Consider the following 13,556-nt stretch of genomic DNA (forward strand, 5'->3'; position numbering starts at 1 on the left):
CAAGCCCGATCAGGCTGCTGTATCGCCCGAATGCAGGGCTTCAACCTCTTCATGCTCCCATTCCTTGATCGTATACGAAACAAGGCGAGCCTTTTCATGGGCGTCCGGCTGATGGTGGTGCGCTTCCTCGAAAACCTCAAGGGCCTCGTGGATGGCTTCAGCCTTCGTGTGGGCGTGGGTATGTGGCACAGCGAAATCCTTCCATTGTCGAAAAGAAAAAAGCCCTTGATGACCAAGGGCTTTTTTATCAATAACCGCAGGCTGGCTCCGGTTTTTGATGTCCAGGCAAAAGGTGCTTAGGCAGCCTTCTTGGAAGCCTTCGGAGCGGCAACGACGTTGGCAGCCTTCATCGTGGCGCTGGTAGCGGCAGCAACGCTGGCTTCGGCAACTTCAGCAGCCTGCTTGGCAGCCTTGTTGAGGCCTTCGTAGGCTTCGTTGGCGGACTTGATCGCGGTCTTGACGGCAGCGACGGCCACTTCGGAACCAGCCGGAGCGGAAGCCAGAGCCTTTTCAACCAGGCCGGAAACCTTGGCGGTGTTTTCAGCAACCTTGGTTTCAACTTCCTTGGCCAGCTTGTCCTTGGTTTCGGTAGCGATGGCGATCACATTACGCGAGTATTCCATGCCCTTGTCGATGGACGGCGAAGCCAGTTCCTTCTGGATGCTGACGAAAGACTGGACATCCTTGGCGCCAAGCAGAGCATTGACGTTGGACATGGCGCCTTCGAAAACGGAACGGGCAGCGGCCAGATTCAACAGGGCCAGACGCTCGATGCCGTCAAAGGTGGTGTTGGCGAAGAACAGAGCGGAATTGATGCTGGACTTGGCGAAATCTTCGGGTTTGGTGAACATGATGAATCTCCTGAGGTTGGGGTGATTATTCGCCTTGGCCGTTATGTTGCGCCGCAGCATGATTCCATTCTAATCACAGGAAAACACTTGTCAACAGCTTTTTGTGCACTGCACCAATTACCTGAAAAAATGTGTTGGAAATTCCCAACGGTTTAGGCGGCGCGCGGCTCCAGGCCGACTCTTTCAAGGATTGCAGTCATCGCTTCGGCGGCGCCGAGCGGCAGGTAAAAATCGACGATATCGGTGAGCATGGTGCGCGCCGGATTGATTTCCACGGTCGGAATACCACTGCCGGCTGCCAGGACGACCGGCTGGGTAATATAGGGAAAGATACTCGACGTCCCGATGGTAAAAACGATGTCAAAACCTTGCTGAAAGGCGTCGATAAAACGGTCCAGCGGTTCCTCCGGCAAGGCTTCGCCGAAAAGCACCACCTTGGGCCGCAAGACACCGCCGCACTGCGGGCACAAGGGCGGCACTTCCCGGCCGCTCAGGTCGGCAGCCGCTTCTTCATGGCTGCACTCGGTACATTCCAGTTCCTGCAGGTTGCCGTGAATCTCGACGATTTCGCGGCTACCGGCCTGACGGTGCAGGCCATCGACGTTCTGCGTGAATACCATGACCCGGTCGAGATGCTCATCCAGGCTGGCAATGGCGAAATGCGCGGCGTTTGGTTTGGCGCCACGGCAGTTTTCTTCGATCTGGATCAGGTACTTCCATGTAATGTCCGGGCGCATGGAAAATACCTCGCCGGACAGCGCGTCCTCAATCCGCAAGCCCTCTTCGGTTGCCTCGCTGTCGTACAGACCACCAACGCCGCGATAGGTCGGCAAACCGGAATCCGCCGAAATGCCGGCACCGGTTATGAACAAGGCGCTCCTGGCATGGCGAAGATGTTCGGCCACGGCATCCAGGGCAGCCTCGACGGGGGCTGAATACGACTTCATTACCAAAGAGCTTTCTGCTTACTGGATCAGGAATCGGGTAAACAAGGCTTCCTTGACCCCGGTTTCCTCGTCTTCATGGATAGCGTGGTTAGCCAGTTCAACGATTTCTTCGATCAGCTCTTTCTTGCCCTCGAGCGTCCGCAGCTTGTCCACTTCCTTGCCCGACAACAGGAGGATGATCCCGTGCTGGATTTTCGGCTTGTAGGCGGCGATGGCACCAGCGGCTTCGGGCTTGGCGGGTTCCAGGATCAGCCCGAACTGCAGATAATTTTCTGTCCCGAGATTGACCGTGAACACCATGGGCTCCGGCGCGGCACCACCACCGCCGTGATCACTGGCCAGCGAAGGCAAGGGCATAAGCAACGCCAAAACGAATAGCAGCGGCGCGACAAGGGCATTCACAATTCGGGGAGCAACGTTCATGACAATCCTAAAGATGGTTGATGTCCCATCGGGAGACCCGGACTTTATACCGGCTGAAAACCAAAAAAGCCACCATGACGGTGATCTACGACAGGCCATCACCATTTCGAATGCCCGCCAGGCGCAATACTCCCCCTCACCGGCAGACCAGCGTATATTTCGCCCTTCGCTCACGGTCGCCACCCCGATATTCGGCTTGGCACCGCCAAAATACCCCGCAAAATCATGCCTCTTCCCATTTACGACCCCGCCACCTATCCGGCCCAACTCGCCGGCAAACTCGCCCATTTCGAGCAGACCTTTGCGTCGCTCGGCGTGACCAATACCGTTGCCCATGCCTCGACGCCGCTGCATTACCGCCTGCGCGCCGAGTTCCGCATCTGGCACGATGGCGACCGCCTCGACTACGCGATGTTCGACCCGGAAGCCCCAAAGGTGCCGATCACGCTCGACACCTTCCCACCGGCCGCCGAATCGATCTGCGCACTAATGCCGCGCCTGCGCGACCGCCTTGCCGTCAGCCCGACGCTGCGCCGCAGCCTGTTCCAGGCCGACTTTCTCGCCACCTTGAGCGGCGACATGCTGGTCACACTGATTTATCACCGCACGCTCGATGAAGCCTGGGAAGCCGCCGCCCAAGAGATGGCGGCCGAACTGGGCATCCGGATCATCGGTCGCAGCCGTGGTCAAAAGCGCGTGCTCGACCGCGACTGGGTGCTCGAAGAGTTCGAGCTCAACGGCCGCCAGTTGCGCTACAAGCAGGTCGAAGGCAGCTTCACCCAGCCCAACGGCGGCGTCAATCGCCAAATGCTCGGCTGGGCCTGCCAGCAGGCGGCCGGATTTGGCGGCAATCTGGTCGAGTTGTACTGCGGCAACGGCAATTTCACCATCGCCCTGGCGCCGCTCTTCGACCAGGTGCTGGCCACCGAAGTCAGCAAGTCATCCGTCCATGCCGCCCAGTACAATCTGGCCGCCAATAAGGTCGAGAATGTCGCGATTGCCCGTATGTCGAGCGAGGAATTCAGTGATGCCCTGGCCGGCCGCGAAGAATTCACACGCCTCAAGGACATCGACCTCGAACCCTTCCGCCACGCCACGCTGTTCGTCGACCCGCCGCGCAGCGGGCTGGATGCCGTGACGCTGGAACTGGCCCGCGGCTTCGACCGCATCCTGTATATATCCTGCAACCAGCAGACCCTGCTCGAAAACGTGACAGCGCTGCAAGACACGCACCAGATCGCCGCTTCCGCCGTCTTCGACCAGTTCCCCTACACGCACCACCTGGAGTGTGGCCTGCTGCTGACGCGGCGGTAATCACGCTTCACGCTTGTCAGCCTGCCGCCGGCCGGCTGCTACCCAGTGGCGGTGACCAACACCGCCACGCACCCGAGCCTCTCCATGAAAAGAACCGATCTCTACAAAAGCCTGGCCAGCAAGATTGACCGCAACATGAAACAGGCCGGAACCCCCGACCGTTTTGGCCAGGGCACCGTCCTCGACCGCAAGGAACAGCGCAAGCTGGACCAGGCCAAGGGCCTCATCCCCTTCGCCGTCAAACTCGATGCCGAATTGGCCGAACAACTGCGCACGCTGGCGGAAACCAGCGAAGGCGGCCTCAACGAAGTGGTCGATACCCTGCTGCGCAAAGGCCTCGCCGCTGGCGTTTAAACGCTGGCCACACGGGCGGGTTAAACTCGCCCCTTCATTGCCCATTTGCTTTCCTCCTCCCCGCCCATGACCTTCGCTACCCTCGGCCTTGCCGACACGCTGCTCCAATCCCTCGAAACGCTCGGCTACAAGACGCCGACGCCGATTCAGGAGCAGGCCATTCCCGCCATCCTCGAAGGGCGCGACGTGATGGCCGCAGCCCAGACCGGCACAGGCAAGACTGCCGGCTTCGCGCTGCCCATCCTGCACAGCCTGGCCACCGACGGCGTCAAGGTCGGCAGCAATTCCGTGCGCGCCCTCGTCCTCGTGCCGACGCGCGAACTGGCCGAGCAGGTTCACGCCAGTTTCCGCCAGTACGGCGAACACAGCGGCGTCAGCACCTACGCGGCCTACGGCGGCGTCAGCATCAACCCGCAGATGATGCGCCTGCGTCGCGGCGTCGATGTCCTCGTCGCCACCCCCGGCCGCCTGCTCGACCTGTACAGCCAGAACGCCCTCAAGCTCAACAAGGTGCAGGTGCTCGTCCTCGACGAAGCCGACCGCATGCTCGACCTCGGCTTCTCGACCGAACTCGATGCCGTCTTCGCCGCCCTGCCCAAGAAGCGCCAAACGCTGCTCTTCTCGGCCACCTTCTCCGAAGTTATCCGCAGCCTGGCCAAGGCCCGCCTGCGCAATCCGCTGACCATTGAAATCAGCCCGCCCAACAGTACCGTCAAGGCCGTCAAACAGTGGATGGTGCCGGTCGACAAGAAGCGCAAGACCGAGCTTTTCCTGTTCATGCGCAAGGACAGGAAATGGGGACAGGTGCTCGTCTTCGTCAAGACCAAGCGCGGCGCCGACGAACTGGTCGGCATCCTGCACGCCAAGCGCATCAAGGCAGACGCCATCCACGGTGACAAACCACAAGCTGCCCGCCTTCGTGCGCTGGAAAGCTTCAAGGCCGGCGAAGTGCAGATCCTCGTCGCCACCGACGTCGCCGCCCGCGGGCTGGACATCGACGACCTGCCGGTCGTGGTCAATTTCGACCTGCCGATCGTCGCCGAAGACTACATCCACCGCATCGGCCGAACCGGCCGCGCCGGCGCCACCGGCGAAGCCATCTCGCTGGTCTGCGCCGACGAAGCGCCGATGCTCGCTGCCATCGAAACGCTGCTCAAGCAAACGCTCAGCCGCGAAGAAGAGCCGGGCTTCGAACCCGACCACCGGATTCCGCTGACTGGCGCCGCCGCAATCGCCGCCAAGAAGATCAAAAAACCAAAGATGCCGGGAGGCCGGGGCGGCAAAGGCACGCCGAGCAACTGGGTCGGCTTCGACGATGCCCCCAAACGCCCCGGCGCGCGACCAGCAGCCCGTCCAGGCAGCGCTCCACGGTCAACCGGAAAAACCGGCCAAAAACAGAATCGCTCCGGCGGCCGCTAAGAGAGAAACCGGGAACCGGGGAGCTTCCCGGTCAACGCTTTTCAGGCACCTCGATGAAGTGCTTTTTCAGCCAGTCGCGGTCGAGTTCCCAGCTCACATCCTTGATGCCGGGCTGGGCCAGCACAATCGCCCGTGCCTCGGACTGCACCTCACCCAGCAACTGCTCGGCCGCGATAAAAGCCGGATCGTTCGGGTTCTTGGTGTCGATCTCCGGATAGAGAACGGCCAGCGCCTTGAAGGCCGGAACGTCAAAGTTGCGCGGCGTGCTGACCAGCGCCGTCGCGCCATTGACCTTGATGACCCAGAACTTGTACGGATAACTCTTCAGCTTGGGGCTGGCCTGCGCCTCGATGGCGCGGGTCAATTCGCGCGACCGTGAATCCGGCGCCTGGATGTACCAGTCAAGCCCGGCCAGCAACACCAGAACAACGATAACCCAGTAAGATTTTTTCAACTCGATTCCCTCTTTCAGGACAGCGAAAGCGACATGGCCAGGCTGGCGCCACTGCTTGACGACCAGCATGCGCAAAATATTAGCAGTTGCTAATGACCGATAGGCGTTTTCCAGGCAATCTGCGCCTTGAATCCAGTCCGCCCAGAAGCGATTCCACGGTCAACCAGAAAAAATGCCCAAAAATGAAATGGCTTTGCCGGCCCCTGCATCAGAAATCCCGGGCTGAAATGAAAAATGGCGCTCCAACAGAAGCGCCATTTTGATGTTCAACCAACTCCCCGCCCATACGCCATCAACTCAGGGCCGCTTCCACGTTTAGCTCGGAAACCACCCGGTTGCGCCCCGCCGCCTTGGCCAGATAAAGCGCCTCGTCAGCGCATTGCAGCAAGTGTTCGATGTCGTAGCCATCGCTCGCCACGCCGATACTCACCGTGTTGCCAACCTCGACACCACCACTGCGTATCGGTGTCGCCGCATAGGCCTTGCACAAGCGTTCAGCCAACTCCGAGGCTTCGGCCAGCGAGGTATCCGGCAAGAGTATGGCGAATTCCTCGCCGCCCATCCGCCCGCATACATCCGACTTGCGCAGGCTGCGCCGCAACTGATCGGCCAGCGCGCACAACACTGCGTCACCCACCGCATGGCCATACTGGTCGTTGATCTGCTTGAAATAATCGGCGTCGATCATCGCAATGCTCAACGGCAACTTGTTGCGCTCGCAATAGTTGGCCAGCGTCTGCCCACGATCAAAGAAAGCACGGCGGTTGTCCAGCCCCGTCAGATCATCCGTATGCGCCATCAACTCGGCTTTCTGCTTGGCCGCCGACAACCGGTGGGTCAAGGCGAAATTTTCACCCTGCGCCCGCGACCAAACCGTACTTGCCCGCACCAGCAGGCCCATGTACAGCAAGGCCGCGAAGCCCAGACTGAGCTTCATCGGCTGCCCGCTGAGCAGGAACAAGCCTATCGTCGGCAGCAAAATCGTGGCCATCGCCCCGACCACCATGTAGCGCCGGGCCGAATAATGCGAGAAAGCCCCCGCCGCCATACCGAGCAGAAACATGAACTCGATGAGCTGATGAACCAGAGCGCTTTCGCTGCTGATCCACATGACACCAAGCCCCCACAACGATGTGGTGATGAACAGCGTGACTGCGTATCCGTGCTCCCACCCCAGAATCTGCAGCCCTTCCGGCCGACGGCGACGATGCAGCCAGAACAGGGTCCAGCGCATAACCCCACCAGCGCAGACTACTGCCAGCCAGCCAATCAGCAACTCGTGCCGAACACCATCCCAAAGCATCTGGCACAGCACCACGGCCACAACGACACTCAGGAAAATAGCCGGAAACGATTGCTGATAAAGCAGATGCAACTGATCCGCCCGGACGCGCACAGCCAGATCAAGGTCTTCGTCCTGCAGAGGGGTGGCATCCAACTTCTTCATGGGGTCACGACTATGCGGCGGCGCCCGGGTCTAGTCAAGCGACGGGGCTACTGCTTGCAGGGGTTCAAGCCCGCCAGAAACAGCCATGGCCCACACCACATACTTGTCTTTCAGGAGGAGATCTTGCGCGGTACGGGGACCGAAGATCCAGTTTGAAGGCAGCAAAAACGGTGGGGGTTGTGGCTACGAATTAGCTACGGTGGCGCCAGAAAGCAAAAAGGCCAATCAAAGATTGGCCTAAACGCTAGATATTGCGAGTTTTTTGGTGCGCCCGGAGCGATTCGAACGCCCGACCCCTTGGTTCGTAGCCAAGTACTCTATCCAGCTGAGCTACGGGCGCACACCTAAACTGCTTTTGCGTCTACTGCTGCCGAAATTTTCAACCTTCGGCGGGTTGTTCTGCTGGTGCGCCCGGAGCGATTCGAACGCCCGACCCCTTGGTTCGTAGCCAAGTACTCTATCCAGCTGAGCTACGGGCGCACTGTCAGAGCGGCGCATTATACGGAGGCTGGCGTAGAATGCAAGGTTTCCGCCGAAAAAAGCTGATGTCTTTTTCCTTCGTTCGTATGCCGAAATACCCCGAGTGCTGGTCGAGTTGCGGCTCGTGCGCGAGCGGTGACATCTTCATTCTGGAGTTGCTGGTCAAGATTGGCGACATGGTCGAACGTGACGACAATATTCTGACGCTGGAAACCGGCAAGGTGGCGCTCGACATACCCAGCCCGCACGCCGGCCGGGTGGTTCAAATTCACGTCATAGAGGGCGATACAGTCGCCGAAGGGGCCCTACTGGTAACTCTGGAATCAGTTTGAGCAGCGCCCTCGGGAAGCTGGAATCGCCCCCTCCCCTTACTTTGGGAGATCGACCTCCATGGCGTTGCGTACTTCGCGCACGCCGCGCACCCCGCTGGCGAGGTCCAGGGCCCGGCGCAGCGCATGTTCGTCGGGCACGGAGCCGCCGATGGTAACGACGGCGGATTTGGCGAGGATGCGGAACTGCGAGCCGGCCAGGCCGATATCAGTGCGCAATAGGGTTTCGACCTTGTCCACGAGCGCCGCATCCTGTGCTTCGGTATTGGCGAGCATGGCGGCCAGCACTTGCGGATCATCGGTGGCAAAGGCAGAAAGGCCAAGGCCGGCAAAGGTAGCGGCGGCGGTCAGGCAGGCGACCATAAGGTGACGTTTGAACATGGCTATTCCCTTTTATTGTTGATTGCCATTAGCCTAATGCGAAGTCCGTGCCAATAAATTATTGTTTATTTTAATCAATTGCTTACGATTTATTTGCGTTGGTGGCGACTGGCACTCCGTCGTGCGGGAACGACAGTATTTTTGACTCGTGCTGCAATCACCAGGAATGTCAGCGCTATTTTCTAGGGGGCTACTGCCTTTTCTCCACCTGACAGCGGGCCATCCCCTTCGCTGCGGAACATGGCTGGCGTCAGATCGTGTTTCTGCAACAGGCGGTAGAACTCGGTCCGGTTGCGTTCGGCCAGGCGGGCTGCGTCGGCGACGTTGCCGTCGGTCAGCTTGAGGAGCTGGACGAGATAGTTGCGCTCGAAACGCTGCTTGGCTTCGGCGTAGTTGAGGGCATCCATGACCGGCACGCGCAGGGCGCGCTGGACGAGGGTGAGCGGGATAAGCGGCGTCGAGGTCAGCGCGCAGCTTTGTTCGACGACGTTGAACAGTTGCCGCACATTGCCCGGCCAGGCAGCCGTGGCCAGCGCCTCAAGTGCTTCGGGGGCGAAACCATTGACCGGCTTGCCGTATTTGCCGGCGAGGAGCTGGACAAAATGCAGGGCGAGCAGCGGAATGTCCTCCCGCCGCTCGTCGAGACGCGGCAGGTTGAGCGACACAACGTCGAGGCGGTAATAAAGGTCTTCGCGGAACTGGCCCTGAGCCATGGCAAGATCGAGGTCACGATGGGTCGCCGAGAGCAGACGGACGTCGACCGCCTCGGCCTTGGTCGTGCCGACCGGCCGGACGACACGTTCCTGCAGCACGCGCAGCAGCTTGACCTGGAGGGCGAGCGGCATGTCGCCGATTTCGTCGAGGAACAGCGTGCCGCCGTTGGCGGTCTGGAACAGGCCGACGCGACTGGCGCCGGCACCGGTGAAGGCGCCCTTGGCGTGGCCGAAGAGCTCGGATTCAAGCAGTTGTTCAGGTATGGCACCGCAGTTGATGGCGACGAACGGCCCCTTGGCGCGCGGACTGGCGCGGTGAATGGCGCGAGCCAGGACCTCCTTGCCGGTGCCGCTTTCGCCACGGATCAGCACGCTGGCGTCGGAGGCGGCGACCATGCGCGCTTCGGCCATCAGTTCGGCCATCTTGCTGCTGCGAAAAACCACGCCCTCCATCCAGGCGTCGTCGCCCTTCCCCGCGGCGCGCGGTTCGTCACCCGGGTGCGAGGTGGGCGCCGAGAGTTGCAGGGCGCGGTCGATCTTTTCGAGCAGGATCTGGCTGTCGAACGGCTTGGTCAGGTAGCCGAAAACGCCGCGCGAGGTGGCGGCGACGGCATCGGGAATATTGCCGTGGGCGGTAAGCAGGATGACCGGCAGCGTTGGCCTGGTCCGGCGGATTTCTTCGAACAAGGCCAGGCCGTCCAGCCCGGGCAGGCGAACATCGCTGACGACAACGCGTGGCGGATCGACGGCAATCTGGCCCAGCGCCTGCTCGGCCGAGCCGACGGCGGTAATGCGGAATCCCTTGGCGCGCAGGCGCATGGTCAGCAGCTTGAGGATATCTTCGTCGTCATCGACCACCAGTACGTGTGCGCCGGCCATCACCGTTTGCCTCCATTCGGGCTGATCACGCGCGGCCGCGGAATCAGCGTTTGTTCGATATTGGCCAGGCTGTCGAGTTTTTCCTGCAGCTCGGCGGTCTTGCGCTGGCTATCTTTCAGTTGTTGGTTCAATAACAAGCCCTGTTTTTCCAGCTGGCTTTCGAGCTTCATGCGTTCCTGATAGTTGTCGGCGAGCTGCCGGGCCAGAGGGTGGAAAGAAACCGCCGCCGGTTCTGTCGACTTGAGCACGCCTTCGAGTAGAGCCAGCCCCTTGCCCAGATCTTGCTGGACGCGCGGATGGCCGAGCAGCAAAGCCATCCTGACCTGCGTGAAGGTCGTCTGCGGCACGGCAGCCAGCACCGAGCGTTCGCGTCCAAGCTCGGCCGGCGTCATGCGCGACAGGCTCTGGTTATAGAGCAGCGCAGCTTCCGGCGTGGTCTCCTCAAGGTGCATTTTCCTGGCCAACGGGCCGGAGGCGCAGCCTGCCACGGTCACCCCGAAAAAAAGGCCAAAAATGAAAACCGCCAGGCGGCGGGAAAACGTCGGGAATCTACTGCTCATCAGGTATTTCCACACAAAAATGGGCGCCCGCAGCTTGCGGGAGGAGATACACCGCGCCGCCCATCGCCCGCACCAGCTCGCGCACGATGGAGAGACCGACACCGCTGCCCTGGCGTGGCGCCGGTGGCGAGCGCTGGCCCTGGACAAAGGGCTCGAAGATGCGTTGCCGATCCTCTTCGGCGATGCCCGGCCCCTGATCGATACACTCAAAGCGCCAGAGCCCTTCAACGTGGCTGACCGAGAGGCGGATTTCGCCGTTCTCCGGGCTGAAATCGATGGCATTGGACAACAGGTTGTCGAGCACCACCGTCATTTTCTCGGCATCGAGCATGGCCGTTTCCTGGGAGGACTCGATGACGATCTTCAACTGCCGCGACTGGCTATGCAGTTCGCGGCGCTGAGCGACGTTGCTCAGCAGTTTACGCAGCCGGGTCGGGGCAATTTGCAGGCGGCGCGCCTCGAAAGCGGCGGCATTGAGCGTCAGCAGGCTCTCGATCTGCTGCTGCAGGCTGATCACGTTGTGCTGAAGGATATCGACCACCTCGCGCTGCCCTGCCGCGAGCGGCCCGGGAACTTCCTCGCGCAATAGCGAAACGCCCTCCTTCAGCGCCGTCAGCGGGGTTTTGAGTTCGTGCGAAACATGGCGCAAGGCCCGCTCGCGGTCCGCCTCCAGCTCACCCAGCCGCTGGCGCAACCAGTCCAGGCGCTTGCCAAGCTGGCGCAAGTCGGCCGGGCCGCCGACCGTGATGGCTTCGTCGAAGCGGCTGGCTCCGAGCCGGATGATCGCCTGCTCCAGATGGCGCACCGGCCGGACCAGCCACCAGCCCATGGCCAGGGCGACGAGCAGTGCGCCACAGAGGGCCAGGGCGATGCGCCCGCCAAGGCGCAGCCGGTTGGTCTCAAGATCTTCCAGCGACTTGCGATTCTGCGCTTCGACCCAGCGTTGCCCGGCCAGCTTCAACAGCCCGTCGAGCTCGGCCATGCGAGCCAGCAGGGGAATGATCTCGGCTTGCGGAATATTCTGATCAAGACCGCTGCGCAACGCCTCGGCCACCATCCGCCAGCCGCCAAGCAGAGGCAGGAGCGGTTCGGCGGCCAGCGTATCGAGCCGATCGACAACGGCCAGCGACTGGCTGAGGTGTTCGTCAAAGCGCTGGCGAAAAACCGGATTGTCGAGCACCAGATATTGCCGCGCGCTGCGTTCGATATCGACTGTGCGCTCGCCAAGCTCCTGAATCGACGCCGTCAATTGAATGGCTTGCTCGCTGCTCCGCCGGCTCTGATCGACCAGCCGCTCGACAACCAGCCAGCTTTGCACCGCCGCGCCGCCGAGCAGCAAAACGATCAGGGCAAAGCCAAGCAACATCCCCTGGCGAAAGGAAATTCGATTCATCGGCGCCCTATGTCTAAAAACTGAAGTTTAAACCGCCATGTCAGCGAGCAAGAACGAAGACCCTGCTCAAAAACGCGCTTCACAGCACCCGAAATACACATTTTATTTTATTAATATCAATAACTTATAAATTTGTCGCAATTTCACGACACGCATATCAACTAGATTAACTGCCTTTCGCGGCAAAACCAAAAATACCTGTCGCAATTTCACGACAGATTGCGATTCCCAATCACGATCCAACTTTAAAAATTATTCGCAATACACTGATTTAACTAACATTTAATTACATGGCACGCTTATCGCAATGGAGTTCCGGTCAAGCACTCATCGCAACCTCAGAACGGGAGTCACCATGTTCAACAAACCGATCCTCAACAACCGAAATGACGCCATCACCCGCAAGGAGGTCAATAACATTCTGGGCAGCACCAGCGCCCCCCTCAAGTCTCCGGCAACGGAAACCAGCGCAGCGCCAACTTCAGCCGCTGCCGCGCCGGTCGCCCAGCCGGAAAAAACCGAATCGATGGCTGAAAACGTCATGGGCGCCCGCCTGATCGTCGGCCCCGACGTCAAACTGAAAGGCGCAGAAATTCTCGATTGCGACACGCTGGTCGTCGAAGGGCGCGTCGAGGCCACGATGGATAGCCGGGTTATCCGCATTGCCGAAAATGGTTCGTTCGCCGGCAAGGTCAGCATCGATATCGCCGAAATTCACGGCAGCTTTGAAGGCGAGCTGACGGCCCGCTCGCAACTGATCATCCACGCCACCGGCAAGGTCACCGGCAAGATCCGCTACGGCAAGCTGGTCATCGACGAAGGCGGCGAGTTGTGCGGCGACATCAACGCCCTGTCGGCCGAAAAGCCGACACCGTTTCACCTCCGTGACGAACCGGTCAAAGCGCTTAGCGCCATTGGCGGTTGATTCCATTATTTATTGATCATAGAATGTCATCTATGCAGAACGTCATACCTTCGAGCTCGAGGCTCCTTCCCGGTTTCATGTCAGCGTCAATGCTGCCAGACCAGCTTGGCACGTCGCTGGGCTCTGGCGAGGCTTTTGAACCGCCGGAGATCAAGGTTGCCCCGGCTGTCACTTACCATCAGCATCGTGCCTGCAGCGCTCTGGTACGCCGCATGTACGCCTGGCGCGGCTACCGGGTTTCGCCACCGCGGCAACTGATCGAAGACCCGAATCACGCCACGCTGGGTGCCTGGATGGATGGCGAACTGGTAGCGACACTGACCGCCTCCCGGGATTCCACGACCGGACTGCTCGCCGACAATCTCTACGCCGAAGAGTTGGCCGCCCTGCGCAAGCCCTCCCGTGTCATCAGCGAAGTCACCCGACTGGCTGTCGATACGGACTGCCACGACCCGGAAATTCTGAAGTCGCTTTTCCGGTCAAGTTACCAATATGCCCGGGCGATTTTCGGGGTGACCGACGTGGTGATCGAAGTCAATCCGCGCCATGCTTCGTATTACCGCCGGGAGTTCGGGTTCTCGCAGATCGGCACGGTACGTACCTGCCCCCGGGTTGATGCGCCGGCCGTGCTGCTGCATCGTCCGCTCGGCAATCTTCACATCTAGTTTCCGCCTTCCCCAACCCAAA

The 13,556-nt window shown here is 60.4% G+C and carries 16 protein-coding genes and 2 tRNA genes; 6 read left to right on the forward strand and 12 right to left on the reverse strand.

Features of this window, described 5'->3' with window-relative positions:
• Positions 1 to 9: 9 nt before the first annotated feature.
• The 4 genes from AC07TV_RS17620 to AC07TV_RS17635 all read right to left on the reverse strand — a co-directional run bounded on the left by AC07TV_RS17620 (position 10) and on the right by AC07TV_RS17635 (position 2,221).
• A complete protein-coding gene (locus AC07TV_RS17620; RefSeq protein WP_494649671.1) occupies positions 10 to 189 on the reverse strand; it encodes a hypothetical protein in 180 nt (59 codons plus the stop codon).
• 107 nt (positions 190 to 296) lie between these two features.
• Positions 297 to 851, reverse strand: a complete 555-nt coding sequence (locus AC07TV_RS17625) for a phasin family protein (protein ID WP_494649672.1) — start codon at positions 849 to 851, stop codon at positions 297 to 299.
• Between the two features lie 152 nt (positions 852 to 1,003).
• Positions 1,004 to 1,798, reverse strand: a complete 795-nt coding sequence (locus AC07TV_RS17630; protein ID WP_494649673.1) for an NAD-dependent deacylase — start codon at positions 1,796 to 1,798, stop codon at positions 1,004 to 1,006.
• A gap of 18 nt (positions 1,799 to 1,816) precedes the next feature.
• Complete coding sequence (locus AC07TV_RS17635) at positions 1,817 to 2,221, reverse strand: flagellar basal body-associated FliL family protein (RefSeq protein ID WP_494649674.1); 405 nt, start codon at positions 2,219 to 2,221, stop codon at positions 1,817 to 1,819.
• 225 nt (positions 2,222 to 2,446) lie between these two features.
• Between AC07TV_RS17635 and trmA the strand changes: the two genes are divergently transcribed.
• The 3 genes from trmA (at position 2,447) to AC07TV_RS17650 (ending at position 5,308) form a co-directional block, all read left to right on the forward strand.
• Positions 2,447 to 3,535, forward strand: coding sequence for a tRNA (uridine(54)-C5)-methyltransferase TrmA (gene trmA / locus AC07TV_RS17640; RefSeq protein ID WP_494649676.1), 1,089 nt, complete (start codon positions 2,447 to 2,449; stop codon positions 3,533 to 3,535).
• Positions 3,536 to 3,619: 84 nt separating this feature from the next.
• Positions 3,620 to 3,889 (forward strand): hypothetical protein, encoded by a 270-nt coding sequence (locus AC07TV_RS17645; protein ID WP_494649678.1) that lies wholly within the window; start codon positions 3,620 to 3,622, stop codon positions 3,887 to 3,889.
• A gap of 66 nt (positions 3,890 to 3,955) precedes the next feature.
• Positions 3,956 to 5,308 carry a DEAD/DEAH box helicase gene (locus AC07TV_RS17650; RefSeq protein ID WP_494649679.1) on the forward strand — a complete coding sequence of 451 codons (1,353 nt, stop codon included), beginning with the start codon at positions 3,956 to 3,958 and terminating at the stop codon, positions 5,306 to 5,308.
• Between the two features lie 31 nt (positions 5,309 to 5,339).
• Here AC07TV_RS17650 and AC07TV_RS17655 read toward each other — a convergent pair whose 3' ends face one another.
• The 4 genes from AC07TV_RS17655 to AC07TV_RS17670 all read right to left on the reverse strand — a co-directional run bounded on the left by AC07TV_RS17655 (position 5,340) and on the right by AC07TV_RS17670 (position 7,689).
• Positions 5,340 to 5,831, reverse strand: coding sequence for a hypothetical protein (locus AC07TV_RS17655; protein WP_494649680.1), 492 nt, complete (start codon positions 5,829 to 5,831; stop codon positions 5,340 to 5,342).
• Positions 5,832 to 6,054: 223 nt separating this feature from the next.
• Complete coding sequence (locus AC07TV_RS17660; RefSeq protein WP_494649681.1) at positions 6,055 to 7,209, reverse strand: GGDEF domain-containing protein; 1,155 nt, start codon at positions 7,207 to 7,209, stop codon at positions 6,055 to 6,057.
• 263 nt (positions 7,210 to 7,472) lie between these two features.
• Positions 7,473 to 7,549: transfer RNA gene (locus tag AC07TV_RS17665), tRNA-Arg, on the reverse strand.
• 63 nt (positions 7,550 to 7,612) lie between these two features.
• A tRNA-Arg gene (locus AC07TV_RS17670) sits at positions 7,613 to 7,689 on the reverse strand.
• Between the two features lie 65 nt (positions 7,690 to 7,754).
• Here AC07TV_RS17670 and AC07TV_RS17675 point away from each other — a divergent pair.
• A complete protein-coding gene (locus AC07TV_RS17675; RefSeq protein ID WP_494649682.1) occupies positions 7,755 to 8,021 on the forward strand; it encodes a biotin/lipoyl-containing protein in 267 nt (88 codons plus the stop codon).
• 36 nt (positions 8,022 to 8,057) lie between these two features.
• Here AC07TV_RS17675 and AC07TV_RS17680 read toward each other — a convergent pair whose 3' ends face one another.
• The 4 genes from AC07TV_RS17680 to AC07TV_RS17695 form a co-directional block, all read right to left on the reverse strand.
• Complete coding sequence (locus AC07TV_RS17680) at positions 8,058 to 8,399, reverse strand: BON domain-containing protein (RefSeq protein ID WP_494649683.1); 342 nt, start codon at positions 8,397 to 8,399, stop codon at positions 8,058 to 8,060.
• A gap of 182 nt (positions 8,400 to 8,581) precedes the next feature.
• Positions 8,582 to 9,991, reverse strand: coding sequence for a sigma 54-interacting transcriptional regulator (locus tag AC07TV_RS17685; protein WP_494649684.1), 1,410 nt, complete (start codon positions 9,989 to 9,991; stop codon positions 8,582 to 8,584).
• Complete coding sequence (locus AC07TV_RS17690; RefSeq protein ID WP_494649685.1) at positions 9,991 to 10,551, reverse strand: permease; 561 nt, start codon at positions 10,549 to 10,551, stop codon at positions 9,991 to 9,993. The genes AC07TV_RS17685 and AC07TV_RS17690 overlap by 1 nt, the downstream gene beginning before the upstream one ends.
• On the reverse strand, positions 10,541 to 11,944 hold the full coding sequence (locus AC07TV_RS17695; protein ID WP_494649686.1) for a sensor histidine kinase: 1,404 nt from the start codon (positions 11,942 to 11,944) through the stop codon (positions 10,541 to 10,543). Before AC07TV_RS17695 ends, AC07TV_RS17690 begins: the two co-directional genes overlap by 11 nt.
• A 355-nt stretch (positions 11,945 to 12,299) precedes the next feature.
• On the opposite strand from AC07TV_RS17695, the gene AC07TV_RS17700 reads away from it, so the two are divergent.
• Both AC07TV_RS17700 and AC07TV_RS17705 read left to right on the forward strand, forming a co-directional pair.
• Positions 12,300 to 12,869, forward strand: coding sequence for a bactofilin family protein (locus tag AC07TV_RS17700; protein ID WP_494649687.1), 570 nt, complete (start codon positions 12,300 to 12,302; stop codon positions 12,867 to 12,869).
• Positions 12,870 to 12,958: 89 nt separating this feature from the next.
• Positions 12,959 to 13,534 carry an N-acyl amino acid synthase FeeM domain-containing protein gene (locus AC07TV_RS17705; RefSeq protein WP_494649688.1) on the forward strand — a complete coding sequence of 192 codons (576 nt, stop codon included), beginning with the start codon at positions 12,959 to 12,961 and terminating at the stop codon, positions 13,532 to 13,534.
• Positions 13,535 to 13,556: the final 22 nt, after the last annotated feature.

This window comes from Azonexus sp. GW821-FHT04F04 (assembly GCF_059420025.1).

Bases quoted from the DNA above. Each gene is read 5' to 3' on its own strand.
- AC07TV_RS17645 (WP_494649678.1), top strand. From the start codon at position 3,620: ATGAAAAGAACCGATCTCTACAAAAGCCTGGCCAGCAAGATTGACCGC.
- AC07TV_RS17630 (WP_494649673.1), bottom strand. From the start codon at position 1,798: ATGAAGTCGTATTCAGCCCCCGTCGAGGCTGCCCTGGATGCCGTGGCC.
- AC07TV_RS17635 (WP_494649674.1), bottom strand. From the start codon at position 2,221: ATGAACGTTGCTCCCCGAATTGTGAATGCCCTTGTCGCGCCGCTGCTA.
- trmA (WP_494649676.1), top strand. From the start codon at position 2,447: ATGCCTCTTCCCATTTACGACCCCGCCACCTATCCGGCCCAACTCGCC.
- AC07TV_RS17675 (WP_494649682.1), top strand. From the start codon at position 7,755: ATGTCTTTTTCCTTCGTTCGTATGCCGAAATACCCCGAGTGCTGGTCG.
- AC07TV_RS17660 (WP_494649681.1), bottom strand. From the start codon at position 7,209: ATGAAGAAGTTGGATGCCACCCCTCTGCAGGACGAAGACCTTGATCTG.
- AC07TV_RS17695 (WP_494649686.1), bottom strand. From the start codon at position 11,944: ATGAATCGAATTTCCTTTCGCCAGGGGATGTTGCTTGGCTTTGCCCTG.
- AC07TV_RS17685 (WP_494649684.1), bottom strand. From the start codon at position 9,991: ATGGCCGGCGCACACGTACTGGTGGTCGATGACGACGAAGATATCCTC.
- AC07TV_RS17625 (WP_494649672.1), bottom strand. From the start codon at position 851: ATGTTCACCAAACCCGAAGATTTCGCCAAGTCCAGCATCAATTCCGCT.
- AC07TV_RS17680 (WP_494649683.1), bottom strand. From the start codon at position 8,399: ATGTTCAAACGTCACCTTATGGTCGCCTGCCTGACCGCCGCCGCTACC.
- AC07TV_RS17690 (WP_494649685.1), bottom strand. From the start codon at position 10,551: ATGAGCAGTAGATTCCCGACGTTTTCCCGCCGCCTGGCGGTTTTCATT.
- AC07TV_RS17700 (WP_494649687.1), top strand. From the start codon at position 12,300: ATGTTCAACAAACCGATCCTCAACAACCGAAATGACGCCATCACCCGC.
- AC07TV_RS17655 (WP_494649680.1), bottom strand. From the start codon at position 5,831: ATGCTGGTCGTCAAGCAGTGGCGCCAGCCTGGCCATGTCGCTTTCGCT.
- AC07TV_RS17705 (WP_494649688.1), top strand. From the start codon at position 12,959: ATGCTGCCAGACCAGCTTGGCACGTCGCTGGGCTCTGGCGAGGCTTTT.
- AC07TV_RS17650 (WP_494649679.1), top strand. From the start codon at position 3,956: ATGACCTTCGCTACCCTCGGCCTTGCCGACACGCTGCTCCAATCCCTC.